Genomic DNA, 25,474 nt, shown 5'->3' on the forward strand with positions numbered 1-25,474 from the left:
GATTTATGGTATAAGTCTTTCTTTTACCGGCTTTTGGGAGTGACTCACCATGGCGCGTGTTTGCAAAGTCACCGGCAAGCGTCCGATGACCGGGAACAATGTGTCCCACGCCAATAACAAGACCAAGCGTCGTTTTCTGCCGAACCTGCAGTACCGCAAGTTCTGGGTAGAGAGCGAAAACCGTTGGGTGCGCCTGCGCATCTCCAACGCTGCTCTGCGTACCATCGACAAAGTAGGTATCGATGCCGTTCTGGCCGACCTGCGTGCTCGCGGCGAACTGTAATTTAGTCGACCGACAGCTCTTTAAGGAATAAGCCATGCGCGACAAGATCAAACTGGAATCGACCGCCGGTACTGGTCATTTCTACACCACCACCAAGAACAAGCGCACTATGCCGGAAAAAATGGAGATCAAAAAATTTGATCCCGTTGCCCGCAAGCATGTTCTGTACAAAGAAACCAAACTGAAGTAATTCGGCCCGGTTTCATGCAAAAAGCCCTCGTTATTGAGGGCTTTTGTTTTGATGCCCCGCACCAGCGGGGCATTGTCATTGCTGCTTGAGTAATTGGCGTACGCGGCACCAGTCCTGCCAAGCCTTGGCTTTTTCGGTCGGGCTGCGCAGCAGGTAGGCAGGGTGGAAGCTGACGAGTACCGGGTAGCGCCCATGCTGGTGCAGCTTGCCGCGCAAGCTACTGAGCGACGCCTGATTCTGTAGCAGGCTCTGGGCGGCAAAGCGGCCAACGGCCACGATCAACTCGGGTTGTACCGCATCAATCTGCCACTGCAGGAAGCGGTTGCACTTAGTGATTTCGTCTTGCGCAGGATTGCGGTTGCCCGGCGGGCGGCACTTGAGCAGATTGCAGATGTAAACGTCGCGGGCGCTATCGATACCGGCTGCGGCCAACATGTTTTCCAGCAGTTGTCCCGCCTTGCCGACAAATGGCAGCCCCTGCCGATCTTCCTGTTCACCCGGCGCTTCACCAATCAGCAGCACGCGTGCTTTGTTGTTGCCGCGGCCGACGACAGTATTGTTGCGGGTCTTGGCGAGCTGGCATTGCTGGCACGCGCTGACCTGCCCTTGCAGGTCATCCCAGTCGGCAATCGGTATGGGCGCCGCTGCTACTATGGCGGTGGGTGCAGCCGGGGACGGTGGCTCGGCCACACTGGTGTTTTCGGCGGCTGGTGATGGGGGCGCTGCCACCGCCATCGTAATATGGCTGGTGCTTTCCGGTATGGTCGCAGCCGATAGTGCCGGCTGAGCACCCACTGGCGGATGGCGTGGCTGCCACAGTGTACGGTGTCCAATTTCGGCCAGTATCAGGTCACGTCTGCTCATAGCTGGGCCTCCATCAGGATGGCGTGTTCGCGCGGGCCGCTATCGGTACGATAGTAATGCTTGCGCTGGCCGGTTTCGCGGAAGCCACAGCTCAGATATAGCTGCCTGGCGGCGAGATTGCTTTCCCTTACTTCCAGTAGCATACGGCTGGCCCCTTGCTTGGCCGCATGCTGCATCAGCTGCTGCAAAAGTTGGCGGCCATGGCCCAAGCGCTGCCAAGGCTGACAGATGAAAACATTTTGCAGGTGAGCTTCGTCCAGTACTTGTAGCAGCACGGCAAAGCCGATGGCCTGTTGCTGCTCGGCATGATAGGCAAAGACTTGATCCTGCCCTTCGATCGATTCCGCATACATGGTGGAGGACCACGGGTGGGTGGTACTGGCGGCTTCTGCGTTGGCGATATCTGCCGCGGCAAGCACATCAACTATGCGGCACAGTTCAGCCACGCTGTTGTTCCCGTTGTTCTGCCGTGGTCAGGGCAACCTTGTCGCGTACATAGAGTAGGTTGGCACTGTCGCTGCCCTGGTAGCGCTCCGGCTGGCGTTGAAACAGCTGGATATAATGCTCGGCCAGTGGCTCACAGGTGATAAACCGCTGCGGCCAACCTGTAAAATAACTGCCTGCGTCGCCGGCCAGTACATCTTCGGCTTGTAGCTGCAGCTCAGCCGGCTTGCCCACCGTAATGCTGGCTGCTTGTCCGGCCTGATAACGACAGGCATACACCTCTTGCATGCGGGCATCCAGCACCGCAATGCCGGTATCCTGTGGCAGCTGCAGGGCGATGGCATCCAGTGTGGTAATGCCATGCACCGGGATATTGGCTGCGGTGCCGAGTCCTGCGGCGATGCCGGCGGCAATGCGCAGGCCGGTAAAGGCGCCAGGGCCTTTGCCAAACAGAATGGCATCCAGTTGCTGCAGTGAAATGCCGGCTTGCTGTAGCAGGTCGGCAATTACGATCAGGGCCAGGTCGGAGTGGCCCTGTTTGACGGTCTGGTGATAGCGATACAGTTGCTGATTGCTCAGCAGCGCAACCGACAGATTGTAGTTGGAGCAGTCAAAGGCAAGCAGGTGGGTCATCAACAATAATTTCGATCAGAGTTCTTCCACCCAGGCGAGGGCAGAGGTGTGCAGCAGATTGAGCTGATCCGGGTCCAGTCCGAGGCTCTCTGCCTGTTGTGGCAATGTCTCCAGCCCCTGTTCCAGCGCCAGTGCCAGTTTGAAAATATTGGCAAAGCTGCCTTGCTGGTGCAGTAGCACCTGCTGCACTTCGTGCGGCAGGTTGATGTGCTCCAGAATCTGCGGCATTGGCATGTCGAAAATGACATCCAGCAACGAGAACATGCCGACAATGAAGGCATTGTCGCAGAATTCGCTGCCATGGCTGGTTTCAACCGCCAGCAGTTCCATGACTCGTGCGCGGGTAATGGCCGTCTTTTGCAGGGCTGGTGCCAGGTTGCCGTTTTCGTTGCTGGTTACCAGCAGCAGGGTCAGCCAGCGGTACAGCTTCTGGTAACCCAGCACGGTTACTGCATGGCCAAAGGAACTGATGGTGGTGTTCAACCCTGCGGCCGCAGAGTTGACGTAGCGCAGCAGTTTGAACGACAGCGCAACATCGCCCTTCAGTACCTGTTCAATGTCGCGCAGTGGCGCATCGGCACGCAGCAGGTTGAGCAGTTTCAGTGTATTGCTGAACGAGGCGTGAATGATTTTGGCGGACAGTGTCTCCGGGCGGGCGAAGTAGTAGCCCTGATAGCCGTCCAGCCCGAGGTCGCGGCACAGATTGTAGTGCTCATAAGACTCAATGCGCTCGCCAATGCGAATCACCGGGTAGCTACGCAGGCGTGCGGCCAAGGCCTGGAACTGCAGCTTGTCCATCGCCTGCACATCCAGCTTCACGTAATTGGCCAGCTCCAGCAAGGCGGCAGCAGGCTGCTCGAAGTTGAAGTCATCCAGCGAAATGCCAAAGCCTAGTGAGCGCAGGTAGCGTACACGGGAAACCAGTTCATTGCCTGGTTGGATGTTGGCCGCAATATCCAGCACTACCCGCCGTGGTGGGAGCAGTTCGAGGAAGTCGCTACCCAGCATGGCCTCACCCACATTAATGAAGGCCAGTTTGCTGCCGATCAGCCAGTTGGTGCCCATATTATTGAGGGCATTCACCAGTACCTGGGTATCAGCTTCCAGCGGCGCATGCGGCGCCGCGGATGCCGCATCGCCAGAACTACGAAAAAGCAGCTCATACCCGATGAGCTGCTGGTTCCTGTTCAAGACAGGTTGACGCCCAAGAAAGGCGGAGTTCGACATCGTAAACAGTCTTTAGTAAGCGAAATTGTCAGCGTTTCTGGCCATGATGCCGCCGGCTGCCGCATTATCCAGCTGGCCGGCCAGCAGGTCTTCCATATCCAGCACCAGTACCACCGAGCCATCGCCGGAGAGCGTGGCACCTGCTACGCCTTTCGGGCGGATATTCTGCAGCGGCTTGATGACCACGTCGTCGCGGCCAACAAAAGAATCCACGGCAAGGATGAAGGACTTCTCGGCAGATTGCATCAGCACGCCAAAGTTCGGCTTTTGTGTTGCTTCCCAGTTGAGCAAGCCGGACAGAGTCTTCAGTGGCAGGATCTCATCGCGCACCACGATGGTCGGACGACCCGAGACTTCCTGGATCGCGGTGGTGTCGATCGGAATGATCTCGCGCACCATAGCCAGCGGTACGGCAAACGGCTGGTTGCAGGCACGTACCACCAGTACCGGCAGAATGGCCAGCGTCAGAGGCAGGGAAATGCTGATCCGAGTGCCTTCACCCTGGATGGAGTTGATGTCGATGCGGCCATTCAGCTTTTGAATATTGGTGCGCACCACATCCATGCCGACACCGCGGCCGGAAACGTTGGAAATCTGATCTTTGGTAGAAAAGCCCGGCAGGAAAATCAGTTGTAGGCACTGCTTTTCATCCAGCGAGTTGGCGGTTTCGGCATCAATCAGGCCCTTGGCAATAGCCTTGCGGCGTAGTACTTCGGGATTCATGCCCTTGCCGTCATCGGTAATCTCGATAACGATGTGGTCGCCAACCTGCTCGGCAGTCAACTCCACCAGCGATTGCGGCTTCTTGCCGCTGGCAATGCGCTCTTCGGCAGATTCCACGCCATGATCCACCGCGTTACGCACCAAGTGCACCAGCGGGTCATTCAGATCCTCGATCATGGTCTTGTCGAGTTCGGTTTCCTCACCGGTAATGATCAGCTCGACTTCCTTGCCCAACTGGCGTGCCAGATCGCGAGCAAGACGCGGATATTTCTGGAACAGGCGGCCAATCGGCTGCATCCGGGTTTTCATTACCGCGTTCTGCAGATCGCTAACCAACAGGTCCAGCTGGCTGATGGCCTCATCCAGCGAACGCAGAGTGTTGGTTTCCATATTGCCCTGCAAAATCTCGGTACGCAGGGTGGTCAAGCGGTTCTTGGTCAGCCCGATTTCGCCCGACAGGTTTAGTACCTGGTCAAGGCGTACGGTATCGATCCGAATGGTGTTTTCCTGGCCGGAAATCGAGCCGGAGCCAGCAGAGGAGGATGTTTTGGCTGGTGGCTTGGGTGCGGCAACAGGAGCAATGGCGGTAGCCGGTGCACTTACCGGGGCTGCAGCAGGAATGACTTCAACTGCGGCAGGAGCAGGAGCCGCCAGTGCGGCTGCGGGACTTGCGCTGCTGGTAGTGACGGCTGCGTGCAGGGCGTTCCAGTCGGGCTCACCGCTGGCTGCGGCAACTACTGCCGCTGGTGCCGCGACCGCCGCCTCGAGGTTGCCCGCAAGTGCGGCATCCAGTGCGGCGAGCAAGGCTGGATCCGGGGTTGCTGGCGGAAGGCCTTGTGACAGGGTTGTGAACATGTCGCGCACGGCACCGGTAGCATCCAGAATTACATCCATCAGCTTGGTGGACAGCTGCAGCTCGGAGTTACGCAGCTTGTCGAACAGATTCTCGGTGCGATGGCAGACGGTCACCATTGGGGCAACATTCAGGAAGCCGGCACCACCTTTGATGGTATGAAAGCCGCGAAAGATGTCGTTGAGCAGAGCCCGGTCATTCGGACGCTTTTCCAGTTCGACAAGCTTGTTGTCGACATCGGACAGCAACTCGGTCGATTCGAGCAAGAAGTCTTGCAACAGTTCTTCCATGCCAGCGAAGTCGCTCATTTTTACTTCCTTAATTGAATGTCGGCCCGACCTGTGTCAGGCGGCAAGTATGCGCTCAGAAACCCAGGCTTTCGAGCAGGTCGTCTACCTGCTGCTGGCTGGTGACTACGTCGGTACGGCCATCCGGGTTAACCACCGGGCCTTGCAGCAGGTCAGAGCCAAGCTCCATCTTGCGGTCAGCAGGCAGATATTCGATCAAGACACTGAGCAACTCGTTTTCCAGTGTTTTGACCATCTCCATGACCTTCTTGATTACCTGGCCGGTAAGGTCCTGAAAGTCTTGCGCCATTACAATTTCCAGCAGCTGGTTGCTGGTTGCTTCGGTCTGCTTGGGGACCAGGGCCAGATAGGAGCGAGTTTCTTGTGCCAGTTGCTTGAACTCGGCGGTACTTAGCTGGTTGGCGAACAGTTTTTCCCAACGCTGGTTCAGGGATTCGGCCTGATTCTGCAGTTCATCCTGAATTGGTTTGGCAATGTCGGTGGCGTTGAGAACCCGCTCTGCCGCATTGGCTGTCAGGGTGGCGATATAACCCAGGCGATCCTTGGCATCGGGGATGGCGTCGGCCACTTTTTCAAGCGACTTGTCATAACCTAATTCGCGCAGAGTATCGTGCAACTTGCGAGTCATCTGGCCAATCTGGGCGTACATGCCCATCACTGCTTCCGGGGACATGTCGGCGGGCATCGAAACCTGGACGTCGCCACCGGTGGCACTGTGTTGCAGGGCGATACTGTCGAACAGGGCTTCCAGATCTGGAGAGTCACCACTTTCAAGAGTGTGGTCAGGCACGTTAACTCCTCCTGCGCGTAGCACTTTGGTGCTGGCTTAATTAATGTTATTTGCTCAGGTTCTGGAAGATCTTGTTCATCTTTTCTTCCAGCGTGGCGGCAGTAAACGGTTTCACGATATAGCCGCTGGCTCCCGCCGTAGCTGCTTCGATGATGTTTTCGCGTTTGGCTTCCGCGGTAATCATCAGAAAGGGGATGGGCTTCAGCTGTGCGTCTGCGCGTACGGCACGCAGCAACTCGATGCCGGTCATGTTCGGCATGTTCCAGTCCGACACGATAAAGTCGAAATGCTGTGTTTTCAGTTTGTGCAGGGCAACCTGACCATCTTCTGCTTCATCAACGTTGGTAAAGCCCAGTTCCTTGAGCAGGTTGCGCACGATACGTCTCATTGTGGAAAAGTCATCTACCACGAGGAAACGAAGATTCTTGTCTGTCATTAGCGTTGTCCTGACCTGGGTGGTGGTTAACCCGTTATTTTAACGTTGCAGGAACGGAATTAAAGTGTCTGCAAGAACTGCTGGGTCGAATTTTGCAACGTAGGCATCGACACCGACACTGGCACCCATCGCACGATTGGCATTGGAGGACAGAGAAGAGTGCATGACGACAGGGATGCCGCTGAAGCGATGATCAGACTTGATCAGTTTGGTCAGCACGTAGCCGTCCATTTCCGGCATTTCCGCATCGACCAGAATCAACTTCAGGGTGTCGTGTAGGGACTCCTCCTCTGACCAGTTACGATTGGCCAGTACCTGCAGTTTGTCCCAGGCTTCCTTGCCGTTATTGGCCTGGTGATACTTGATCGCCATTTTGTCGAGCACGCCGCAGATTTCCTTGCGTGCAACGACGGAGTCATCAGCAAAAAACACGTATTGGTCAAGTTCCAGCGGCGCTTGTGGCAGATCCGGGACGTGGGACTCACCTACGACACTGGCTAGGATTTGTTCAACATCCAGAATGGAGACCAGTTTGCCGTCGTCCAGCTCGGTAACGGCGGTAATCAGTGTCTGTTGGGAGGTGCTCATCACGTTTTCCGGGGCTCGCACTTTGTCCCAGTCCACACGGATGATGCGATCAACAGAATCTACCAGGAAGGCCTGCGTGCTCTTGTTGAACTCGGTCACGATCATGGTGCTGTAGCTGACATCCACGGTTTCACACCCAATGAACTTGGCCAGCGAGATAACCGGAATAATGTTGCCACGCAACGACAGTACCCCCTCGACCCCAAACGGCATGTTCGGTGTCTTGGTAATGAACGGGGTCTGCGACACTTCGCGGACCTTGAAAACATTGATGCCAAATGTTTCCCGTGTGCCTAGGGAGAACAGGAGGATTTCCATTTTATTGGAGCCTGCCAGCTTGGTTCTTGCGTCAATGCTGGCCAACAAAGAAGCTTCAGATGCCGCCATAGCGATTCCTTATTTATTCTGGTGTCTCTGGATCAGATCTTCAGCATTTCGCGGATCTTCATCGACAGCTTTTGTGGCTCGAACTTGGAGACATAGGCATCTACGCCCACGGACTCGCCCAGTTTTTGGTTCGACTGGCCGGACAAAGAGGAATGCATCAGTACCGGGATGCCAGCAAAGCGAGGATCGGACTTGACCATCTTGGTGAGCATGTAGCCGTCCATCTCCGGCATTTCCACGTCAGTCAGAATCAGATGCACAACTTCATTGAGTTTGCGCCCGGCCAGGTCCGCCTGACCGGCCATCCGCTGCAGGTCATCCCAGGCACGCATACCGTTAATGGCGTAGGCATATTTCACCTGCATGGCCTGGAAGGTGCGTTCGATCTGCTTGCGGGCAACTGCCGAGTCGTCTGCAAAGTAGACCATGCGTTCTTCGCGCAGCGGCTCGATGTTGATGAACTGGTGTTCGTCGCTGTACATGGCAGTTTCGGCCAGTACTTTTTCCACATCCATCATCATGACCAGCGTACCGTTTTCCAACTCGGTGACGGCAGTTACCAGACCCCCCATCCGGTTGGTGATCATTTCCGGCGGGACGCGCATAGCCGCCCAATCGAGGCGTAGGATGGTGTCCACTGCCTCAACCAGAAAGCCCTGGGTATGACCGTTGTATTCGGTCACGATCATGATTTCGGGCTTCTTGTCGCTGATTACGCCGGCATACTTGGCCAAGTCGATGACAGGGACCAAGCTGCCGCGCAGGCTGACCATACCCTCCACCGATGAAGGCATTTCCGGTGCCGATGTGATCTCCGGAGTACGCATCACTTCCCGGACTTTGAACACATTGATGCCAAAGGTTTCTTTTCTTCCCGTACGCTGGTCTACACCGAGCGAGAAGAGCAGGATCTCCAGTTTGTTGGTGCCTGCCAGTTTGGTACGGGCATCAATTTTTTTAAGCAGTTCTGACACGGAAACCTCCGGAGGGTTGGCCGTCGTGCAACGGGTTCGCTGACAATACTATTAATACAAGTTTCGCGCAAAAAGGCCAGAGTAACCACCTGGCGGTTTTGCAAGCCTTATTTGGGCATCTGGCAGGTCAGCGGGCATTATCATACTGTTCAAGCAAGTTTTACAAATCATGCGCTACTAGTATGTAAGGATTTTAACAATGCAGGGCAATAGTGAGCAGTTGCGCGAGGTGTTCGAGCACTTCAATAGCGTTACCGATGAGCTGATCAGTGCCTATAAGCTACTGGAAGGGCAGGTTGCCGAACTGAACAGCAAACTGCAGCGCGCGAATGATGAGCTGGTGCAGAAGTCTGCAGCCAACGAGCGGCTCGCTGCCAAGCTGACCGCGCTGTTGGCGGCCATGCCGGTGGGGGTTGTGGAGCTGGATGAGGCGGGTACTGTCACGGGAGTCAATGACGCTGCCACCATGTTGTTACCTGACTTGGCTGAGCAGCAGTCCTGGCAGTTGGATGCCTTGTTGGAGCGGGATGCCCAGGACGGTGAGTATTTATGCCGCGGTGCGGATGGCTCGGTTGCTTTTGTCTCCGTGGCGGAGGTGGCGCTGCAGGGGCAGGGGAGTTTCATGCTGCTGGTGGATGTGACCCATCTGCGGCAATTGCATGAACAACTGGCGCAGCAGGCCAAGCTTGCCTCAATGGGGCGGATGGCGGCTTCGCTGGCGCATCAGATACGCACACCGCTGGCAACCGCACTGCTGTATGCGGCCAACCTGCGCAGAGCGGATTTGCCCGAAGAGGCCAGAGGCCGTTTTGCGAGCAAGATTGTGGAGCGGCTGCAGGCGCTGGAGTCTCTGGTGCAGGATATGTTGAGCTTTGTACGCTCTGGCGTAGTGGGGGGCGTGCAGGAGCAGATCGAGGTGAACGCACTGCTGCAGGAAGTGGCATTGATTGTGCAGCCGCTACTAGAAAAGAAGCAGCTCGACTGGGATGTGGGAATGAGTGAGCCCGCTTTTATACAGGCAGTACGGTCCGATTTGGTTGGCGCTTTGACCAATTTGGTTGAAAATGCCTGCCAGTTTTGCCCTGAGCATGGGCAGGTGCGCTTGGACGCATCTGTTCAGGCCGGGCAGCTGCAGCTGCGGGTGGCTAATGAAGGTGAAGCCATTGCCGAGGGGCTGCAACAGCAAATATTCGATCCATTTTTTACCACAAGAGCACATGGCACTGGTCTTGGACTTGCCATTGTCAAAAGAGTGGTCGAGGATATGAATGGAGCGATCAGATACACGCGCGATGGCGAGATGACGGTTTTTGAGTTGAAGCTGCCAATTGCTGTCACTGCTATCACCAAGGGCAAGTAGGGGAGAGTATGAAGCCTATCGTCAGGATCGAAGGTAAAAAAGGGTCGATTGTGCTGGTTGGTCAGTTTGACTTCAATGTGCACAAGGACTTCCGCGCGGCAAGTCAGGAGCTGCTGGAAAACAGCGCTATATCCCATATCGAGGTGGACTTCGAGCAAGTGCCGTATCTCGACAGCTCCGCGCTGGGCATGCTCCTGTTGCTGAAAGAGCGCGCGGGGGCCGCTGGTAAGGAACTGGCACTGGTAAATTGTCGTGACACCGTGCGTCAGGTACTGGAAATCGCCTGCTTCACCAAACTGTTCACCATTCGCTGACCTCTGCCCGCTTGTTGGCAGTGATGTCGCGGAGGAACTGTTTCTTGCTGTAACCCTGCTCACCACAACTCGATTAACGCCCCCCCATTGTACTTGCGGGGCTGACTGGTGGTGGGCAACGGTACATTCCCTGGAATGATTGGATAGCTGGCTATGGCCAAAAAAATACTCACGGTAGATGACTCTGCCTCGATCAGACAGATGGTCACCTTCACTTTGAAAAGCGCCGGTTACGAAGTAGTGGAAGCCGCGGATGGCAACGCCGGTCTTGCCAAGGCACAGGTCTCCCAGGTTGACCTGGTGTTGACCGATCAGAACATGCCAGGCATGGATGGCCTGACCCTGATCCGCTCGCTGCGGCAGCTGCCCAGCTACGCTGCCACGCCAATCCTGATGCTGACTACCGAGTCCAGCGACCAGATGAAGGCACAAGGCCGCGCTGCCGGCGCCACCGGCTGGCTGGTCAAGCCGTTCGACCCACAGAAACTGATCGACGTCGTGCGTCGCTTGGTGGGCTGAAACCTGCGTTGATCTGTCCCAAGGGGGCTGCCGATGTCTTTTGATATGTCCCAGTTTCATCAAGTATTTTTTGATGAAACGGCCGAACACCTGGCCAGCATGGAGTCTTTGCTGCTGGTAATCGATATTGCCCGGCCGGACAGCGAAGATCTTAATGCCATTTTCCGGGCAGCTCACTCTATCAAAGGTGGGGCCGCAACCTTTGGTTTTTCTGATCTGGCCGATCTCACCCATGTACTGGAAAACCTGCTGGACAAGGTGCGCAAGCTGGAGCTGCCTCTCAGCCGGCAGATCGTGGATGCCTCCTTGCAATCTGGTGATTTGCTCAAAGACATGTTGGCACATCATCGTGGTGGCGATGCCGTCGCAGCCGAGCGTGTCCAGGAGTTGAAACAAGTTCTTGTCCAGCTGTCGCTGGCCGAGAAAGTCGTCGTGGCGCCCGCGCCGGTGATTGAGCCGGTTTGCGGGCGTTTACATATCGAGCTGCATCCGCCATTGGCGTTGTCCGAAGAGGATATATGGCAAAGGTTGGCCGCACTGGGGCAGGTGGAAGTCATCAGCAGCCTGCCTGCCGATGGCAGCGCAGGCCTGCCGGCGATTGCCCTGCTGACCAGCGCCGTGAGTTGTGACGATGTCAACGAAATGCTGGCTTTCGTGCTGGAGCCGGCCTCGTTTCGCGTGCTGGCGGATGTCACCACCGAAGATGACGGCTTCGGCCTGTTCGGCCCGGACGAGTCGATGCTGCCGAGCGCTACGTTGCCGGAAGACGTACTGCTGGAAGAGGACGGCTTTGGCCTGTTTGCCCCGTTGCCTGCGGTAGTCGCGGCCACCGACGAACATATCGCTTACGAGGAGCCGGGCTTCGGCCTGTTTCAACCCCTGCCTGCGGCGACTGGTACCGCGACGCCGGTCGTGGTGATGGAAGTGGCGGCAGCGGTACCGGCGGTGGCGGCTCGTTCCGATACGCGTTCGCCCAGCGCTAGCAGTCAGGGCGGTGAGAGTTCCATTCGGGTCAGCACCGACAAAGTGGATCTGCTGTTGAACCTGGTGGGCGAACTGGTCATCACCCAGTCGATGTTGGTGCAGTACGGTGGCGGGCTGGATACCGTGGCGCACGAGAAGCTGCTCAACAGCATCTCGCTGCTGCAGCGCAACTCGCGCGAGCTGCAAGAAGCGGTGATGTCCATCCGCATGATGCCGATTTCCTTTGTGTTCCAGCGTTTTCCACGGGTGGTGCGCGACCTGGCCGCCAAGCTCGACAAGCAGGTGGAGCTGAAAATGGTCGGCGAGGGCACCGAGCTGGACAAGGGCTTCATCGAGAAACTGTCGGACCCGCTGACACATCTGGTGCGCAACAGTCTGGACCACGGCGTTGAGTCGCCGCAGGAGCGGCTGGCCAAGGGCAAGCAAGCCTGTGGTTTGCTGACCCTGCGTGCCTTTCACGAAGGCGGCAGCATCGTGATTGAAGTTACCGACGATGGCGCCGGCTTGCGGCGCGAGAAGATCCTGGCCAAGGCCCGTGAGCGTGGCCTGCCGGTGCAGGACAGCATGACTGATAGCGAAGTGTGGGCGCTGATTTTCGAGCCCGGCTTTTCCACCGCCACGGAAGTGACCGATGTGTCCGGCCGCGGCGTAGGCATGGACGTGGTACGCAAGAACATCGTGGCCATGGGCGGGCGCATCGACATCAGCAGCATGGCCGATATCGGCACCACCATGACCATCCGCCTGCCGCTGACGCTGGCCATCATGGATGGCATGTCGGTGATGGTGGGCGACGAAACCTATGTGCTGCCGCTGAACTACATTCTGGAGTCGTTGCAGCCGCAGCCGGGCGATGTGAAGAACATCGTTGGCCGCGGGCGCATTGTCAGCATTCGTGGCGAATACCTGCCGATCATCAGTATCGCCGAAGTCTTCGAGATCACCCCGCAGCATCCCCAGCCAGAGCAGGCCATCCTCATCGTGGTGGAGGCCGGCGGGCAAAAGTTTGCGCTGATGGTGGACGAGCTGCTGGGGCAGCAGCAGTTCGTGGTGAAGAATATCGAAGCGAATTACCGGAAGGTGGCCGGTCTGTCCGGCGCCACTATCCTGGGGGATGGACGCGTGGCGCTGATTCTGGATGTTGGCGCGATTGTCCGAATGAATATGCAGAAAGCGCCGCAGACCGATGCGGTCGCGGTCTGATCCAACCGTAACAGGATGCGGCAAACATCATGGTGGATATGAGAACAATGGCAGAAGCCGACGCCCAGCGCCGGGAGTTCCTGGTGTTCACGCTGGGGCAGGAGGAGTACGGCATCGACATCCTGAAGGTGCAGGAGATCCGCGGCTACGATGCGGTGACCCGGCTGGCGAAGTCGCCGGACTTCATCAAGGGGGTGATCAATCTGCGCGGCCACATCGTGCCGATCATCGACATGCGCATCAAGTTCGGGGTCGGCAACATCGTCTACAACGACTTCACCGTGGTGATCATCCTCAACGTGCTGGGGCGTACCGTGGGCATGGTGGTGGACGGCGTGTCCGACGTGATCGAGCTGTCCGGGGACGATATCAAGCCTGCACCGGAGTTCGGCTCAGTCATGGACACCGCCTACATTCAGGGGCTGGGGGCCATCGGTGAGCGCATGATCATCATGGTGGATATCGAGAAGTTGATGAGCAGTCAGGAAATGGCGCTGATGGATACCGCGCTGGCGGCCAACGTGTAAGGGGCGGAAAACATGAAAGTAAAGAACCTGCTGGTGTTGGGCTTTGGCATCTTGCTGCTGCTGATCGCGGCGACCTCGCTGCTAGGCATTGCCCGGCTAAACCTGATCTCGTCGGAGATCGTGGCGGTGTCGCAGGATCACCTGCCGCGTGCGGCGGCGGCCAACCATGTGTCCGACCACGTCAACGAAACCGCGCGCGTGGTGCGCACCGCGCTGCTGAGCCCGGATGCCACGCTGGCAGCACAGCAGATCAAGGCGGCCGATGATGCCGTGCGTGCCATCGATACAGCGCTCGAGCAACTGAAGCAGCACCCAGCCACCACCGAAGCCCAGCCGCTGGAGGCCGCGATGAAGCAGGCCGACCTCAGCTATCGTGCCGACCTGCTGCATTTCCGCCAGCTATTCAATGCCGGGCAAACAGAGGAGGCCAAAGCGTTCCTGTTCGCCCGTATGCGTCCCAGCCAGCTGGCCTACCAGTCCAGCATCGAAAAGCTGGTTGAGTATGAAGAGGGTCAGGCCCAGGCGCGTGCCTCCAATATGCGTCAGGCTGCCGACAGCACGCTGCAGATGACCATCGTACTGCTGGGGGTGTCGCTGCTGGTAGGCGTGCTGGCTGCCTGGCTGATCAGCCGCAGCCTGTTCCGTACCCTGGGTTGCGAACCGGCGGTGGCGGCACAGGTAATGAAAGAGCTGGCGGCTGGTAGCCTGGAAACCAATCTGCAGGTGGCAGACGGCGATAGCAGCAGTCTGGCGCATTACATGAAGTTGGCCGCAGACAAGGCGGTGGACAATATCCTGGTTCGCAACGCGCTGGATGTCGCCGCCACCAACATCATGATCGCCGACGCCAACGGCGTGGTGGTGTATGCCAACCGTGCGGTACAGGACATGTTGGCCAATGCCGAAGCCGATATCCGCAAGGAACTACCCAACTTCAGCGCCCGCAGCGTGGTGGGCAGCAATATCGACGGCTTCCACAAGCACCCAGACTACCAGCGCAAGCTGCTGGCCAACTTGCGTAGCGCCCATCGCGCGCAGATCGCCGTGGGCGGCCGCTCCTTCGTGCTGCTGGTGAACCCGATCAGTGATACCAAGGACCGTGGTATCGGCATGGTAGTGGAGTGGCAGGACATCACCGAACAGCTCAAGCTGCAGGCGCTGGAGCAGGACAAGCGTCAGGAAGAGCTGCGCCTGATGGCGGAGAACACCCGCATCCGCAAGGCGCTGGACAATGTGTCGTCCAACGTGATGATTGCCGATCCCGAGCGCAACATCATCTACATGAACCGCAGCGTGCAGGACATGCTGCGCAATGCCGAGGCCGACATCAAGAAGGCGCTGCCGAACTTCGACTCGCGCACTCTGCTGGGCAGTAGCATGGACGGCTTCCACCGCAACCCGGCGCACCAGCGTGAACTGCTGGCTTCGCTCAAGCAGACCTACGCCGCACAGATCATGGTGGGCGGCCGTACCTTCCGCCTGATCGCCAACCCGGTGTTCAGCGATGGCGGCGAGCGCCTGGGCTCGGTGGTGGAATGGGCCGACCGCACCGACGAGGTGCGCGTGGAGAAGGAAGTGTCCGACATCGTGGGGGCCGCGGTACGTGGCGACTTCCTGCAGCGCATTCCGATGGACGGCAAGAGCGGCTTCTTTGCCTCCCTGTCCGAGCAGATCAACCAGCTGATGGAAGTTTCCAACCAGGGGTTGTCCGATGTGGCGACCGTGTTGGCCGCATTGGCCAAGGGTGATCTGACCCACACTATTGCTGCCGATTACCAGGGCATGTTTGGTCAGCTGAAAACCGACACCAACATGACTGTGTCGCGGTTGCGGGAAATCGTCGGCAATATCCAGGATGCCGCCTCGGCCATCAATACCGCTGCGCGCGAAATTTCCGCCGGCAACAGCAACCTGTCCAGCCGTACCGAGCAGCAGGCCGCCAGCCTGGAAGAAACCGCGTCCAGCATGGAAGAGATCACCAGCACCGTGAAGCAGAACGCCGACAACTCGCGCAAGGCCAACAGCCTGGCGGTGGGCGCTTCGGACATCGCCTCGCGCGGCGGGGTGGTGGTGGGGCAAGTGGTGTCCACCATGAACGAGATCAACCAGAGCGCCACCAAGATCGTGGACATTATCAGCGTGATCGACGGTATCGCTTTCCAGACCAACATCCTGGCGCTGAACGCCGCGGTGGAGGCCGCGCGTGCCGGCGAGCAGGGCCGCGGTTTTGCCGTGGTAGCCAGCGAAGTGCGCAACCTGGCACAGCGTTCCGCCGCCGCCGCCAAGGAGATCAAGGGACTGATCGGCGATTCGGTGGACAAGGTGGAGTCCGGTACCCGTCTGGTGGATGAGGCGGGCCGCACCATGGAAGAGATTGTGTCGTCGATCCGTCGCGTTGCCGACATCATGAGCGAAATCTCCGCCGCCTCCATCGAGCAGAGCTCCGGCATCGAACAGGTGAACTTGGCGGTAAGCCAGATGGATGAAAACACCCAGAAGAACGCCGCGCTGGTGGAAGAGGCCGCCGCCGCCGCCGAGTCGCTGGAAGAGCAGGCCTCGGTGCTACTGGATGCTGTCTCCATCTTCCATCTGGATGGCAGCGTCGCTCGTGCGCCGGCCAAGTTGGCCGCAGCGGCGCCGGTAAGGCAGGCCGCCATCGTACTACCCAAGCCTGTGGCCGCCGCCCCACAGCCAAGCGTACTGAATAACCGAGCGTCCGCCGTGCATTCCCCGCTGCACCCGGTACCGACTGACGAAGGCGAGTGGGAGGAGTTCTGAGAGCGCTAGCCGATACCGAGGCGATCTTTCCGCGCGATCTGCATTTTTCCGAGGCAGATTTTCGCGCGGTAAGGTCGCTGCTGTACCACAAGACCGGCATCGCACTGAGCGATGCCAAGAACCACATGGCGTATGCGCGGCTGGCCAAGCGGGTGCGCCACCAGGGCTTCAAGTCGTTTGCCGATTACCTGGCGTTGCTGGACTCCCCTGAGGGAGCGAACGAGTGGGAGCATTTCATCAATGCGCTCACCACTAACCTGACGTCGTTCTTCCGCGAAAATCACCATTTTGATCTGCTGCAGCAGCATGCACGGCAGTATGCTGGCGGCGCCGATGCATATCGGGTGTGGAGCTCGGCCGCCTCTACCGGCGAAGAGCCTTATTCCATTTTGTTTACGTTGGCGCAAAGTCTGGCGGCCCGCAGTTACGATATCGTGGCGTCGGATATCGATACACAGGTACTGGCCAAGGCGGCGGCGGGGGTATACGGCTATGACCGGGTGTCCAAGCTTGCGCCGGCGCTGCTACAGCGGTTTTTTGTGCGCGGTGTGGGCAGCAATGCCGGCAAGGTCAAGGTCAAGGCGGCCTATGCGCAGCAGATCCAGTTCCGCCAGCTCAATCTGGTTGACGACAGTTGGCCGCAGCTGGGACTGTTTGACGTGATCTTCTGCCGCAACGTACTGATTTATTTCGATAAGCAAACGCAAGCTGGCATTCTGGAGCACTTTGCCCGACACCTGAAGCCGCATGGCCTCTTGCTGCTGGGGCATTCCGAGAATATCCAGCACATCAGCAATACCTTTGCGCCTTGTGGCAAGACGGCTTATCGCCTGGCGCGTGGATAACGATATGGTGCAGGGGCGCAAGATCCGGGTAGTGGTGGTGGATGATTCCGCGCTGATCCGCGAAGTGCTGGGCAAGATCATCAATGCTGCACCGGATATGGAAGTGGTGGCGCTGGCGCCCGACCCGGTGGCGGCACGCGAGCGTATCCGTGAAACCAATCCGGACGTGATCACGCTGGATGTGGAAATGCCGCGCATGGACGGGCTGGAGTTTCTGCGCCGGCTGATGAGCCTGCGGCCAACCCCGGTGCTGATGATTTCCTCTTTGACCGCTGCCGGCTCCGACATCGCCCTGCGCGCGCTGGAACTGGGCGCCGTGGACTGCATCGCCAAGCCGCAGGGGGATATCGGCCGTGGCATGCAGGGGTATGCCGAGCTGATCTGCGAGAAAATCCGCACCGCCGCTGCTGCGCGCGTGCAGTTACCGAGCCGCTTCATCCAGCAAACGGCGACGCCGCTGGCCACCGCGCCCGGCATGACCATCCTGCGCAAGGAGGCGGTGATCGTGGTGGGCGCCTCCACCGGCGGCACCGAGGCGCTGCGCGAGTTCCTCAGCAGCCTGCCGGCCAATACCCCGCCGGTGCTGGTGGTGCAGCATATGCCGGAGCATTTCACCCTGTCGTTTGCGCAGCGACTGGACCAGTGCTGCGCCATGACCGTGTGCGAGGCAAGCGATGGCCAGCCGCTGGCTGCCGGCAATATCTATATCGCCCCCGGGCACTCCCATTTGAGCATCGTCAGTCGTGGCGGGCAGCTGTTTACTCACCTGGCGCAGAGCGAGCCAGTGAATCGCCACCGCCCGGCGGTGGATGTGCTGTTCGATTCGGCGGCCACGCTGCTGGGCAAGCGGGCGGTGGGGGTGATTCTTACCGGCATGGGCAAGGATGGCGCCGCCGGCATGCTGCGCATGCGTGAAGCCGGTAGCTACAACTTCGGCCAGGATCAGTCCTCGTGCGTAGTGTATGGCATGCCGCGTGCCGCCTACGAGCTGGGCGCGGTGCATGAGGTCGTACCGCTGCCGTGCATGGCCGAGCGGGTGCTGGCCTATCTGTGCGGCCAACGTAAGCGGGAGGACTGATGCCAAAAGGTCATGCCGCGCACCGTTATTTCGATAAGCATTTCAACAAGAATGCCGCCAAGCTGTTGCCGGGCGAATATCAGGCCACCGACGACGGTCTGCTGCTGGTGACGGTACTGGGCTCCTGCGTGTCGGCCTGTCTGCGCGACCGGGTTACCGGTATCGCCGGCATGAACCACTTCATGCTGCCGGATCAGGGCAGCAGCAGCAGCGACCGGCTGATGCCGGCCCGCTTCGGCACCCATGCCATGGAGCTGCTGATCAACGACATGCTCAAGCTGGGCGCCAACCGCCGCACGCTGGAAGCCAAGGTATTCGGCGGTGGCAGCGTACTGGATGGCATGACCAAGGTGAATATCGGTCAGCGCAATGCCAGTTTCGTGCATGCCTTCCTGGCACAGGAACATATCCCCATCGTGGCGGAAGATTTGGGGGCGGATATTGCGCGCAAGGTGTATTTCTTTACTGATAGCGGCAAGGTGCTGATCAAGAAAATCCGCCCGCAGCAGACCCTGGTGCAGGAAGAGGACAGCTACCGCCGCCGTATCGACCGCGATACGGAAAGCAAGGGCAGCGGCGATATCGACCTGTTTATCTGAGCCGCCGCGTCAGCGTTCCAGCAGATCCCGCTTGTCGCTGACGCCGGCCCAGTGCTCGTGGTCGGACAGCGGCTCTTTCTGGCTGACGATCACTGGCCAGGTTTTCGACAGCTCGGCGTTCAGCGCCAGCATCACCAACTGGCCCGGCGGCAGTTCCTCTTCGGTGGTGATGGCGTCGATCGGGCATTCCGGCACGCACAGCGTGCAGTCGATGCATTCGTCCGGGTCGATCACCAGGCAATTGGGGCCTTCATGAAAGCAGTCCACCGGACACACTTCCACGCAGTCGGTGTATTTGCATTTGATGCAGGCTTCAGTTACAACGTGCGTCATTTCCCGCCCTCCGTCAGTCGCCGGCCGCCCCGTGCCAACGGGGGCCTGTCTGTGATTATTGTCTGCCCGTCCTCGTATGTCTGCCCTGAATCCTGATTATCGTGGTCGTTTCGCCCCCAGCCCCACCGGCTTGCTGCATGCCGGTTCGCTAACCACGGCGGTCGGCAGCTATCTCGAAGCCCGCTGCCGTGGTGGCCAGTGGTTGCTGCGCATGGAAGATCTGGACCCGCCGCGTGAAATGCCGGGCGCTGCGGCCAACATTCTGCGCACGCTGGAAGCGTTCGGCTTCGAATGGGACGGCGAGGTGGTGTACCAGAGCCAGCGCCACCCGTTGTATCGCGCGGCACTGGACCAGCTCATTACCCAAGGCGATGCCTACGGTTGCGCCTGCACGCGCAAGGAAATCAGCGAGCACGGTCGGCGCGGCGTCGATGGCATGGTCTACCCCGGCACCTGCCGCCATGGCGTGGCAACGGGTCGCTCACCGCGCGCCTGGCGGCTGGCAGTGCCGGAGACCGAGCTGAGCTTCGACGACCGGCTGCAGGGGCATTACGTGCAGCAGCTACAGCGCGACATCGGCGACTTTGTGCTGCTGCGCGCCGACGGCTTCTGGGCCTACCAGCTGGCGGTGGTGGTGGACGACATCGCGCAGGGCATCAATGACATCGTGCGCGGCGCTGATCTGCTGGTGTCCACGCCGCGCCAGCTATGGTTGCGCCAGTGTCTGGCGGGGCCGGCGGTGACGCACTGCCACCTGCCGCTGATGGTCAATGCCGCCGGCGAGAAGTTGTCCAAGCAGACGCTGGCACCCGCCATTTCACCGCAGGCGGCGGCAGGGGAGTTGCGGCTGGCGTTGCAACGGCTCGGGCATCTGCCACCGGCGGAGCGGCAGTCGCTGCCAGAGCTGTGGCAGTGGGCACTCGCCAACTGGTCGCTGGCCCGCGTGCCGGCTGGCCCGGTGACTATCGCTTGAGTTAAGGCGCGGCTGGTTATCGCGCCAGTGCTGTCAGGCGGGCTAAGGGGTTGGCCGCAAAGCGAAATATCATGATTGCCAGCTGTGCACTTGCCGCAAGTGCCTGAAAAATGGACAAAACCCGACTTGCCAAGCTGGCGGCGGACAACGATAATCCGGGCATTCCGCAGGAGAGTGTAGCCGCTGCTAGCGCAGTAGGCTGCCGCCGAAGGCGCAAGTGCACCCGCAATCGCTCAGGCAAAAGGACTGCAAGAATCGGATCGCAAGGTCCGTAGAATCTGGAGAGCGGCGCAATACGCGCCCACCGAAGGGGCTAACGGCGCAATGCCGGAAAATCTCAGGTGCAGGGACAGAGGGGTGTGAGCTAGCGGAAAAACTCACTCCGAGGACTTGCCCATGACGGCCCCGAAACGTACCCCCCTGTTTGATGCGCACATCGCCGCCAATGCAAAGATGGTCGACTTTGCCGGCTGGGAAATGCCCATCCATTACGGCTCGCAGCTGAAAGAACATGAAATCGTGCGTAGTGACGCCGGCATGTTCGATGTTTCCCACATGACCGTGGTGGACATCAGCGGCAGCGATGCCAAAGCCTGGCTGCAAAAGTTGATTGCCAACGACGTGTCCAAGCTGGGCTTCGAAGGCAAGGCACTGTACTCCGGCATGCTCAACGAGCAAGGCGGCGTGGTGGACGATCTGATCGTGTACCTGGCCGCCAACGGCTACCGCATGGTGATCAACGCCGGCACCACCGACAAGGATCTGGCGTGGATGGACAAGCAGTCCGCCGGCTTCGACGTGCAGCTGCAGGTACGCCGCGATCTGGCCATGCTGGCAGTGCAAGGCCCGCAGGCTATTGCCAAAGTCTGTGCCGTGAAGCCGGACTGGGCCGCTTCCATCCAGGGCCTGAAAGTATTCCAGGGTCTGCCGTTCGGCGACTGGTTTGTGGCCCGCACCGGTTACACCGGTGAAGACGGCCTGGAAATCATGATCCCGGCCGCCGAAGCCATCCCTTTCTTCCAGCAGCTGCAGGCAGCCGGCGTAGCGCCGATCGGCCTGGGCGCGCGCGACACCCTGCGTCTGGAAGCCGGCATGAACCTGTACGGCCACGACATGGACGAAACCGTGTCGCCGCTGGAAGCTGGCATGGGCTGGACCATTGCCTGGAATCCGGAAGAGCGTGACTTCATCGGCCGCCAGGCACTGCAAGCGCAGAAAGCCGCCGGCGTGGCCATGAAGCAGGTCGGCCTGGTGCTGGAAGGCCGCGGCGTGCTGCGCGAAGGCCAGAAAGTAGTGGTCGATGGCCAGGAAGGCATCATCACCAGCGGCACCTTCTCCCCGACCCTGAAACACTCCATCGCCATCGCGCGTGTCCCGGCCACTACCGGCGCTACCGCCCAGGTGGACCTGCGTGGCACCCTGACCGAGGTGCGCGTGGTGAAAATGCCGTTCGTGCGCAACGGCAAGAAAGTTTTTGAATAAGCTGGTGTATAACGACGTGGCGAGAGCGTCACCCCGGTAATACCCAATCAAGATCCAAACTATCTGCATCAGGAGAATCACATGAGCAACATCCCCGCCGAACTGAAATACGTTTCCAGCCACGAATGGCTGCGTCTGGAAGCTGACGGTACCGTTACCGTGGGCATCACCGAGCATGCACAAGAGCTGCTGGGTGACATCGTGTTCGTGGAACTGCCGACCGTAGGCAGCGCACTGGGTGATGGCGAGCAGGCTGGCGTGGTGGAGTCGGTAAAAGCCGCCTCCGACATCTACGCCCCGATCGCCGGTGAAGTGCTGGAAGTGAACGGCGAACTGGAAGCCACTCCAGACCTGGCCAACAGCGAGCCGTACGGCGCAGGCTGGTTCTTCAAGATCAAGCCGGCCAACGCCGCCGATCTGGACAAGCTGCTCGACGCCGCTGCCTACGCAGCCGAAATCGGCGCCTGATCGAATGGCCCTGCTGTCACAAGACAGCGGGGCTTTTTTGCTTTTAGCCACGAAAGCACACGGAAGGACATGGCCATGACCGCCGCTGCGGCCAACCTTGTCGCCTGTGTTTCCGTGTGTTTTCGTGGCAATGAAATACGGAACCGAAGACATGTCGCTCTCGCAACTCTTCAATCATCAAGAATTCATCGAACGCCACATTGGCCCGTGCGAGGCCGAGAAGGCCGAGATGCTGGCCTATGTCGGCGCCAGCTCCTTCGAGGACCTGGTGGCACAGACCGTGCCGGCCAATATCCGCTTCAACCGCAACCTGGATCTGCCGCCGGCGCAGCGTGAAGCCGACGCCCTGGCCGACCTGAAAGCGGTGGCCAGCAAGAACGTGGTGAACAAGTCCTTCATCGGCCTGGGTTACTACCCGGTGCTGACCCCGGGCGTGATCCTGCGCAACGTGCTGGAAAACCCGGGCTGGTACACCGCCTACACCCCGTACCAGGCGGAAATCGCCCAGGGCCGCCTGGAAGCGCTGCTGAACTTCCAGCAGATGGTGATCGACCTCACCGGTCTGGAAATCGCCAACGCCTCGCTGCTGGACGAAGCTACCGCCGCCGCCGAAGCGATGGCCATGGCACGCCGCGTGTCAAAGTCCAAATCCAACCAGTTCTTCGTCGACAGCCGCGTGCTGCCGCAGACCCTGGACGTGATGCAGACCCGCGCCGAATACTTCGACTTCGAACTGGTGCTGGGTCACCCGGAAGAAGCCGGCAATGGCGACTACTTCGGCGTGCTGTTCCAGTACCCGGGCGAATCCGGCGAGCTGCTGGACCTGACCCCGTACATCGCCGCGGCCAAGGCCAAGGGCGCACTGGCGGTGGTTGCCGCCGACGTGATGGCACTGGTGGCACTGAAGTCGCCGGCCGAAATGGGCGCCGACGTGGCGGTGGGCAACACCCAGCGCTTTGGCGTGCCGATGGGCTTCGGTGGCCCGCACGCTGCCTTCTTCGCGTTCAAGGACGAGATGAAGCGCTCCGCCCCGGGCCGCATCATCGGCGTATCGGTGGATGCCAAGGGCAAGACCGCGCTGCGCATGGCGCTGCAGACCCGCGAACAGCACATCCGCCGCGAGAAGGCCAACTCCAACATCTGTACCAGTCAAGTTTTGTTGGCCAACATCGCCGGCATGTACGCCGTGTACCACGGTGCCGAGGGCGTGCAGCGCATCGCCGCACGCATCCACCGCATGGCCGCCATCTTCGCCCACGCGGTGAAGGCCGCCGGCGGCAAGCTGGTGTTCGACCGCTTCTACGACACCGTGCAGGTTGAGCTGGGCGCCAATGCGGCCAACGTTTACGCCGCAGCACTGGCTGCCGGCATTAACCTGCGCGATGCCGGCAACGGCGTGCTGGGCGTGGCCTTCCACGAAGCCGCCAGCGAAGCCGATCTCAAGCAGCTGATCGAGATCTTCACCGGCAAGGCCGCCGACATCGCCGCGCTGGACGCCGCCGCGGCCGACGCCATCCCGGCTGCACTGAAACGCGAATCCGCCATCCTGTCGCACCCGGTGTTCAACACCCACCACAGCGAACACGAGATGCTGCGCTATCTCAAGAAGCTGGAAAACCGCGACCTGGCGATGAACCACTCCATGATCAGCCTCGGCAGCTGCACCATGAAGCTGAACGCCACCAGCGAGATGATCCCGATCACCTGGCCGGAATTCGCCAACATGCACCCGTTCGCCCCGCGCGACCAGGCTGTTGGCTATCTGGAAATGATCGACGCGCTGCAGCAGCAGCTGCTGGCCATCACCGGTTTTGATGCCATCTCCATCCAGCCGAACTCCGGCGCACAGGGCGAATACGCCGGCCTGCTGGCCATCCGCCGCTACCACGCCAGCCGTGGCGACGCGCACCGCACCATCTGCCTGATTCCGCAATCCGCGCACGGTACCAACCCGGCTACCGCGCAGATGCTGGGCATGCAGGTAGTGGTGGTGAAGACCGACGACAACGGCAACGTCGACATGGCCGACCTGCGTGCCAAGACCGAGCAGCATGCGGCCAACCTGGGTGCACTGATGATCACCTACCCGTCCACCCACGGTGTGTTCGAGGAAGGCATCAAGGAAATCTGCGAGATCGTGCATGCGGCCGGCGGCCAGGTGTACATGGACGGCGCCAACATGAACGCGCAAGTGGGCCTGACCCGTCCGGCCGACATCGGCGCCGACGTGTTGCACATGAACCTGCACAAGACCTTCTGCATTCCGCACGGCGGCGGCGGCCCGGGTATGGGTCCGATCGGCATGAAGTCGCACCTGGCGCCGTTCATGGCTAACCACGTGGTGTCCGAGGTTCCGGGCGCCGTGGCTGGCCAGAGCGCGGTATCAGCCGCGCCGTTCGGCTCCGCATCGATCCTGCCGATCTCCTTCATGTACATCCGCATGATGGGCTACGAAGGCATGAAGCACGCCACCGAAATGGCGCTGCTGAACGCTAACTACCTGATGCAGCACCTGTCGGCGCACTACCCGGTGCTGTACACCGGCCGCAATGGCCGCGTGGCGCATGAGTGCATCATCGACCTGCGCCCGCTGAAGGCTGCCTCCGGCGTGACCGAAGTGGATGTGGCCAAGCGCCTGATGGACTACGGCTTCCACGCCCCGACCATGAGCTTCCCGGTAGCGGGCACGCTGATGATCGAGCCGACCGAATCCGAATCCAAGGCCGAGCTGGACCACTTCATCGCCGCGATGTTGTCCATCCGTCAGGAAATCGACAAGGTGCAGAACGGTGTATGGCCGGCGGACAACAACCCGCTGGTGAATGCACCGCACAGCAAGGCAGACATCGCCGGCGAGTGGACCCGCCCGTACAGCCGCGAAGAAGCGTTCTTCCCGCTGCCGTACGTGCTGGAAAACAAGTTCTGGCCGAGCGTGAACCGTATCGACGACGTATACGGCGACCGCAACCTGATCTGCAGCTGCCCGTCCATCGACAGCTACCAGTAAGCCGGCAAGGTTGGCCGCATGCGGCCAACCCGGCATGGCAAAGCCCCGCGCAAGCGGGGCTTTTTGTTTGTGCAGGAAGTGTTAGAACTTGTGGGCAAGCTTATGGGTTGTATCACTCAACGATGGCTGCAGATGTTTCCCAGATCAGACCGATACATGCTTGCAGCCACTATACTGTTGCACCCAACTTGCCCCACGGGGAGCGCCGGTCAAAATGGTATTCGCCAGGTTTTAAGACGGCAGCTGAGCCGTTTGACGTTAGCAAACGGCGAATTGCCGGCGCCTGGCGAGTTCCTTTTTGGCC

Annotated in this window: 25 protein-coding genes and 2 riboswitches; of the genes, 15 read left to right on the plus strand and 10 right to left on the minus strand. The window is 59.7% G+C overall.

What is annotated here, in order from left to right:
• Positions 1-49 precede the first annotated feature (49 nt).
• Together rpmB and rpmG are read left to right on the plus strand one after the other, a co-directional pair.
• The gene (rpmB, locus tag ABNW52_RS13960) at positions 50-283 is read left to right on the plus strand and encodes a 50S ribosomal protein L28 (protein ID WP_026107616.1); all 234 of its coding nucleotides are present in this window, start codon (positions 50-52) and stop codon (positions 281-283) included.
• 34 nt (positions 284-317) lie between these two features.
• Positions 318-473, plus strand: a complete 156-nt coding sequence (rpmG, locus tag ABNW52_RS13965) for a 50S ribosomal protein L33 (protein ID WP_017506994.1) — start codon at positions 318-320, stop codon at positions 471-473.
• 75 nt (positions 474-548) lie between these two features.
• Here the strand turns inward: rpmG and ABNW52_RS13970 are convergent, their stop codons facing one another.
• The 9 genes from ABNW52_RS13970 to ABNW52_RS14010 are packed head-to-tail and all read right to left on the minus strand — an operon-like array spanning position 549 to position 8,700.
• A complete protein-coding gene (locus ABNW52_RS13970) occupies positions 549-1,337 on the minus strand; it encodes a uracil-DNA glycosylase (protein ID WP_349588968.1) in 789 nt (262 codons plus the stop codon).
• The gene (gene rimI / locus ABNW52_RS13975) at positions 1,334-1,783 is read right to left on the minus strand and encodes a ribosomal protein S18-alanine N-acetyltransferase (protein WP_349588971.1); all 450 of its coding nucleotides are present in this window, start codon (positions 1,781-1,783) and stop codon (positions 1,334-1,336) included. Before rimI ends, ABNW52_RS13970 begins: the two co-directional genes overlap by 4 nt.
• Positions 1,776-2,414 carry a tRNA (adenosine(37)-N6)-threonylcarbamoyltransferase complex dimerization subunit type 1 TsaB gene (tsaB, locus tag ABNW52_RS13980; RefSeq protein ID WP_349588973.1) on the minus strand — a complete coding sequence of 213 codons (639 nt, stop codon included), beginning with the start codon at positions 2,412-2,414 and terminating at the stop codon, positions 1,776-1,778. The genes rimI and tsaB overlap by 8 nt, the downstream gene beginning before the upstream one ends.
• Positions 2,415-2,429: 15 nt before the next feature.
• Positions 2,430-3,641 carry an EAL and HDOD domain-containing protein gene (locus tag ABNW52_RS13985; RefSeq protein WP_349588975.1) on the minus strand — a complete coding sequence of 404 codons (1,212 nt, stop codon included), beginning with the start codon at positions 3,639-3,641 and terminating at the stop codon, positions 2,430-2,432.
• A gap of 12 nt (positions 3,642-3,653) precedes the next feature.
• Complete coding sequence (locus ABNW52_RS13990) at positions 3,654-5,525, minus strand: chemotaxis protein CheA (RefSeq protein ID WP_349588977.1); 1,872 nt, start codon at positions 5,523-5,525, stop codon at positions 3,654-3,656.
• A 55-nt stretch (positions 5,526-5,580) separates the two neighbouring features.
• The gene (gene cheZ, locus ABNW52_RS13995) at positions 5,581-6,315 is read right to left on the minus strand and encodes a protein phosphatase CheZ (RefSeq protein WP_349588979.1); all 735 of its coding nucleotides are present in this window, start codon (positions 6,313-6,315) and stop codon (positions 5,581-5,583) included.
• A 46-nt stretch (positions 6,316-6,361) separates the two neighbouring features.
• A complete protein-coding gene (gene cheY / locus ABNW52_RS14000) occupies positions 6,362-6,751 on the minus strand; it encodes a chemotaxis response regulator CheY (protein WP_174875268.1) in 390 nt (129 codons plus the stop codon).
• A gap of 39 nt (positions 6,752-6,790) precedes the next feature.
• Positions 6,791-7,726 carry a chemotaxis protein gene (locus tag ABNW52_RS14005; protein ID WP_349588981.1) on the minus strand — a complete coding sequence of 312 codons (936 nt, stop codon included), beginning with the start codon at positions 7,724-7,726 and terminating at the stop codon, positions 6,791-6,793.
• A gap of 32 nt (positions 7,727-7,758) precedes the next feature.
• Positions 7,759-8,700 carry a chemotaxis protein gene (locus ABNW52_RS14010; protein ID WP_349588983.1) on the minus strand — a complete coding sequence of 314 codons (942 nt, stop codon included), beginning with the start codon at positions 8,698-8,700 and terminating at the stop codon, positions 7,759-7,761.
• A 199-nt stretch (positions 8,701-8,899) separates the two neighbouring features.
• Between ABNW52_RS14010 and ABNW52_RS14015 the strand changes: the two genes are divergently transcribed.
• The 9 genes from ABNW52_RS14015 to cheD all read left to right on the plus strand — a co-directional run bounded on the left by ABNW52_RS14015 (position 8,900) and on the right by cheD (position 18,907).
• Positions 8,900-10,060, plus strand: a complete 1,161-nt coding sequence (locus ABNW52_RS14015) for a sensor histidine kinase (protein WP_349588985.1) — start codon at positions 8,900-8,902, stop codon at positions 10,058-10,060.
• A gap of 8 nt (positions 10,061-10,068) precedes the next feature.
• Positions 10,069-10,374 (plus strand): STAS domain-containing protein, encoded by a 306-nt coding sequence (locus ABNW52_RS14020; RefSeq protein ID WP_349588987.1) that lies wholly within the window; start codon positions 10,069-10,071, stop codon positions 10,372-10,374.
• A gap of 153 nt (positions 10,375-10,527) precedes the next feature.
• Positions 10,528-10,893, plus strand: coding sequence for a response regulator (locus ABNW52_RS14025; RefSeq protein ID WP_349588989.1), 366 nt, complete (start codon positions 10,528-10,530; stop codon positions 10,891-10,893).
• A gap of 33 nt (positions 10,894-10,926) precedes the next feature.
• Complete coding sequence (locus ABNW52_RS14030) at positions 10,927-13,080, plus strand: chemotaxis protein CheW (RefSeq protein WP_349588991.1); 2,154 nt, start codon at positions 10,927-10,929, stop codon at positions 13,078-13,080.
• A 47-nt stretch (positions 13,081-13,127) separates the two neighbouring features.
• Entirely contained in the window at positions 13,128-13,607 is a 480-nt protein-coding gene (locus tag ABNW52_RS14035) for a chemotaxis protein CheW (RefSeq protein ID WP_349588993.1), read from the plus strand.
• A gap of 12 nt (positions 13,608-13,619) precedes the next feature.
• Entirely contained in the window at positions 13,620-16,385 is a 2,766-nt protein-coding gene (locus ABNW52_RS14040; protein ID WP_349588995.1) for a methyl-accepting chemotaxis protein, read from the plus strand.
• Entirely contained in the window at positions 16,370-17,230 is an 861-nt protein-coding gene (locus ABNW52_RS14045) for a CheR family methyltransferase (protein ID WP_349588997.1), read from the plus strand. Before ABNW52_RS14040 ends, ABNW52_RS14045 begins: the two co-directional genes overlap by 16 nt.
• Positions 17,223-18,308, plus strand: coding sequence for a protein-glutamate methylesterase/protein-glutamine glutaminase (locus tag ABNW52_RS14050; protein WP_349588999.1), 1,086 nt, complete (start codon positions 17,223-17,225; stop codon positions 18,306-18,308). Before ABNW52_RS14045 ends, ABNW52_RS14050 begins: the two co-directional genes overlap by 8 nt.
• Positions 18,308-18,907, plus strand: coding sequence for a chemoreceptor glutamine deamidase CheD (gene cheD, locus ABNW52_RS14055; protein ID WP_349589002.1), 600 nt, complete (start codon positions 18,308-18,310; stop codon positions 18,905-18,907). The genes ABNW52_RS14050 and cheD overlap by 1 nt, the downstream gene beginning before the upstream one ends.
• Before the next feature lie 9 nt (positions 18,908-18,916).
• On the opposite strand, the gene fdxA is transcribed toward cheD, so the two are convergent.
• Positions 18,917-19,240 (minus strand): ferredoxin FdxA, encoded by a 324-nt coding sequence (gene fdxA, locus ABNW52_RS14060; RefSeq protein WP_349589004.1) that lies wholly within the window; start codon positions 19,238-19,240, stop codon positions 18,917-18,919.
• Positions 19,241-19,316: 76 nt separating this feature from the next.
• Between fdxA and gluQRS the strand changes: the two genes are divergently transcribed.
• The 4 genes from gluQRS (at position 19,317) to gcvP (ending at position 25,170) form a co-directional block, all read left to right on the plus strand.
• The gene (gene gluQRS / locus ABNW52_RS14065; protein WP_349589007.1) at positions 19,317-20,213 is read left to right on the plus strand and encodes a tRNA glutamyl-Q(34) synthetase GluQRS; all 897 of its coding nucleotides are present in this window, start codon (positions 19,317-19,319) and stop codon (positions 20,211-20,213) included.
• Between the two features lie 157 nt (positions 20,214-20,370).
• Positions 20,371-20,472, plus strand: a riboswitch (glycine riboswitch).
• A 9-nt stretch (positions 20,473-20,481) separates the two neighbouring features.
• Positions 20,482-20,576: riboswitch (glycine riboswitch) on the plus strand.
• A gap of 33 nt (positions 20,577-20,609) precedes the next feature.
• Positions 20,610-21,695 carry a glycine cleavage system aminomethyltransferase GcvT gene (gene gcvT / locus ABNW52_RS14070; RefSeq protein ID WP_349589010.1) on the plus strand — a complete coding sequence of 362 codons (1,086 nt, stop codon included), beginning with the start codon at positions 20,610-20,612 and terminating at the stop codon, positions 21,693-21,695.
• Positions 21,696-21,776: 81 nt separating this feature from the next.
• Complete coding sequence (gcvH, locus tag ABNW52_RS14075) at positions 21,777-22,163, plus strand: glycine cleavage system protein GcvH (protein WP_349589013.1); 387 nt, start codon at positions 21,777-21,779, stop codon at positions 22,161-22,163.
• A gap of 151 nt (positions 22,164-22,314) precedes the next feature.
• Positions 22,315-25,170 carry an aminomethyl-transferring glycine dehydrogenase gene (gcvP, locus tag ABNW52_RS14080; protein WP_349589016.1) on the plus strand — a complete coding sequence of 952 codons (2,856 nt, stop codon included), beginning with the start codon at positions 22,315-22,317 and terminating at the stop codon, positions 25,168-25,170.
• Positions 25,171-25,474 lie beyond the last annotated feature (304 nt).

Source organism: Vogesella oryzagri (assembly GCF_040148885.1).
Lineage (GTDB): Bacteria > Pseudomonadota > Gammaproteobacteria > Burkholderiales > Chromobacteriaceae > Vogesella > Vogesella oryzagri.

Coding starts and splice junctions, on each gene's coding strand:
- ABNW52_RS14015 (WP_349588985.1), top strand. CDS start 8,900: ATGCAGGGCAATAGTGAGCAGTTGCGCGAGGTGTTCGAGCACTTCAAT.
- gcvP (WP_349589016.1), top strand. CDS start 22,315: ATGTCGCTCTCGCAACTCTTCAATCATCAAGAATTCATCGAACGCCAC.
- fdxA (WP_349589004.1), bottom strand. CDS start 19,240: ATGACGCACGTTGTAACTGAAGCCTGCATCAAATGCAAATACACCGAC.
- cheD (WP_349589002.1), top strand. CDS start 18,308: ATGCCAAAAGGTCATGCCGCGCACCGTTATTTCGATAAGCATTTCAAC.
- ABNW52_RS13990 (WP_349588977.1), bottom strand. CDS start 5,525: ATGAGCGACTTCGCTGGCATGGAAGAACTGTTGCAAGACTTCTTGCTC.
- ABNW52_RS14005 (WP_349588981.1), bottom strand. CDS start 7,726: ATGGCGGCATCTGAAGCTTCTTTGTTGGCCAGCATTGACGCAAGAACC.
- gcvH (WP_349589013.1), top strand. CDS start 21,777: ATGAGCAACATCCCCGCCGAACTGAAATACGTTTCCAGCCACGAATGG.
- ABNW52_RS13985 (WP_349588975.1), bottom strand. CDS start 3,641: ATGTCGAACTCCGCCTTTCTTGGGCGTCAACCTGTCTTGAACAGGAAC.
- gcvT (WP_349589010.1), top strand. CDS start 20,610: ATGACGGCCCCGAAACGTACCCCCCTGTTTGATGCGCACATCGCCGCC.
- rpmB (WP_026107616.1), top strand. CDS start 50: ATGGCGCGTGTTTGCAAAGTCACCGGCAAGCGTCCGATGACCGGGAAC.
- ABNW52_RS14030 (WP_349588991.1), top strand. CDS start 10,927: ATGTCTTTTGATATGTCCCAGTTTCATCAAGTATTTTTTGATGAAACG.
- ABNW52_RS14040 (WP_349588995.1), top strand. CDS start 13,620: ATGAAAGTAAAGAACCTGCTGGTGTTGGGCTTTGGCATCTTGCTGCTG.
- rpmG (WP_017506994.1), top strand. CDS start 318: ATGCGCGACAAGATCAAACTGGAATCGACCGCCGGTACTGGTCATTTC.
- ABNW52_RS13970 (WP_349588968.1), bottom strand. CDS start 1,337: ATGAGCAGACGTGACCTGATACTGGCCGAAATTGGACACCGTACACTG.
- ABNW52_RS14035 (WP_349588993.1), top strand. CDS start 13,128: ATGGCAGAAGCCGACGCCCAGCGCCGGGAGTTCCTGGTGTTCACGCTG.
- gluQRS (WP_349589007.1), top strand. CDS start 19,317: ATGTCTGCCCTGAATCCTGATTATCGTGGTCGTTTCGCCCCCAGCCCC.
- tsaB (WP_349588973.1), bottom strand. CDS start 2,414: ATGACCCACCTGCTTGCCTTTGACTGCTCCAACTACAATCTGTCGGTT.
- cheY (WP_174875268.1), bottom strand. CDS start 6,751: ATGACAGACAAGAATCTTCGTTTCCTCGTGGTAGATGACTTTTCCACA.
- ABNW52_RS14025 (WP_349588989.1), top strand. CDS start 10,528: ATGGCCAAAAAAATACTCACGGTAGATGACTCTGCCTCGATCAGACAG.
- ABNW52_RS14020 (WP_349588987.1), top strand. CDS start 10,069: ATGAAGCCTATCGTCAGGATCGAAGGTAAAAAAGGGTCGATTGTGCTG.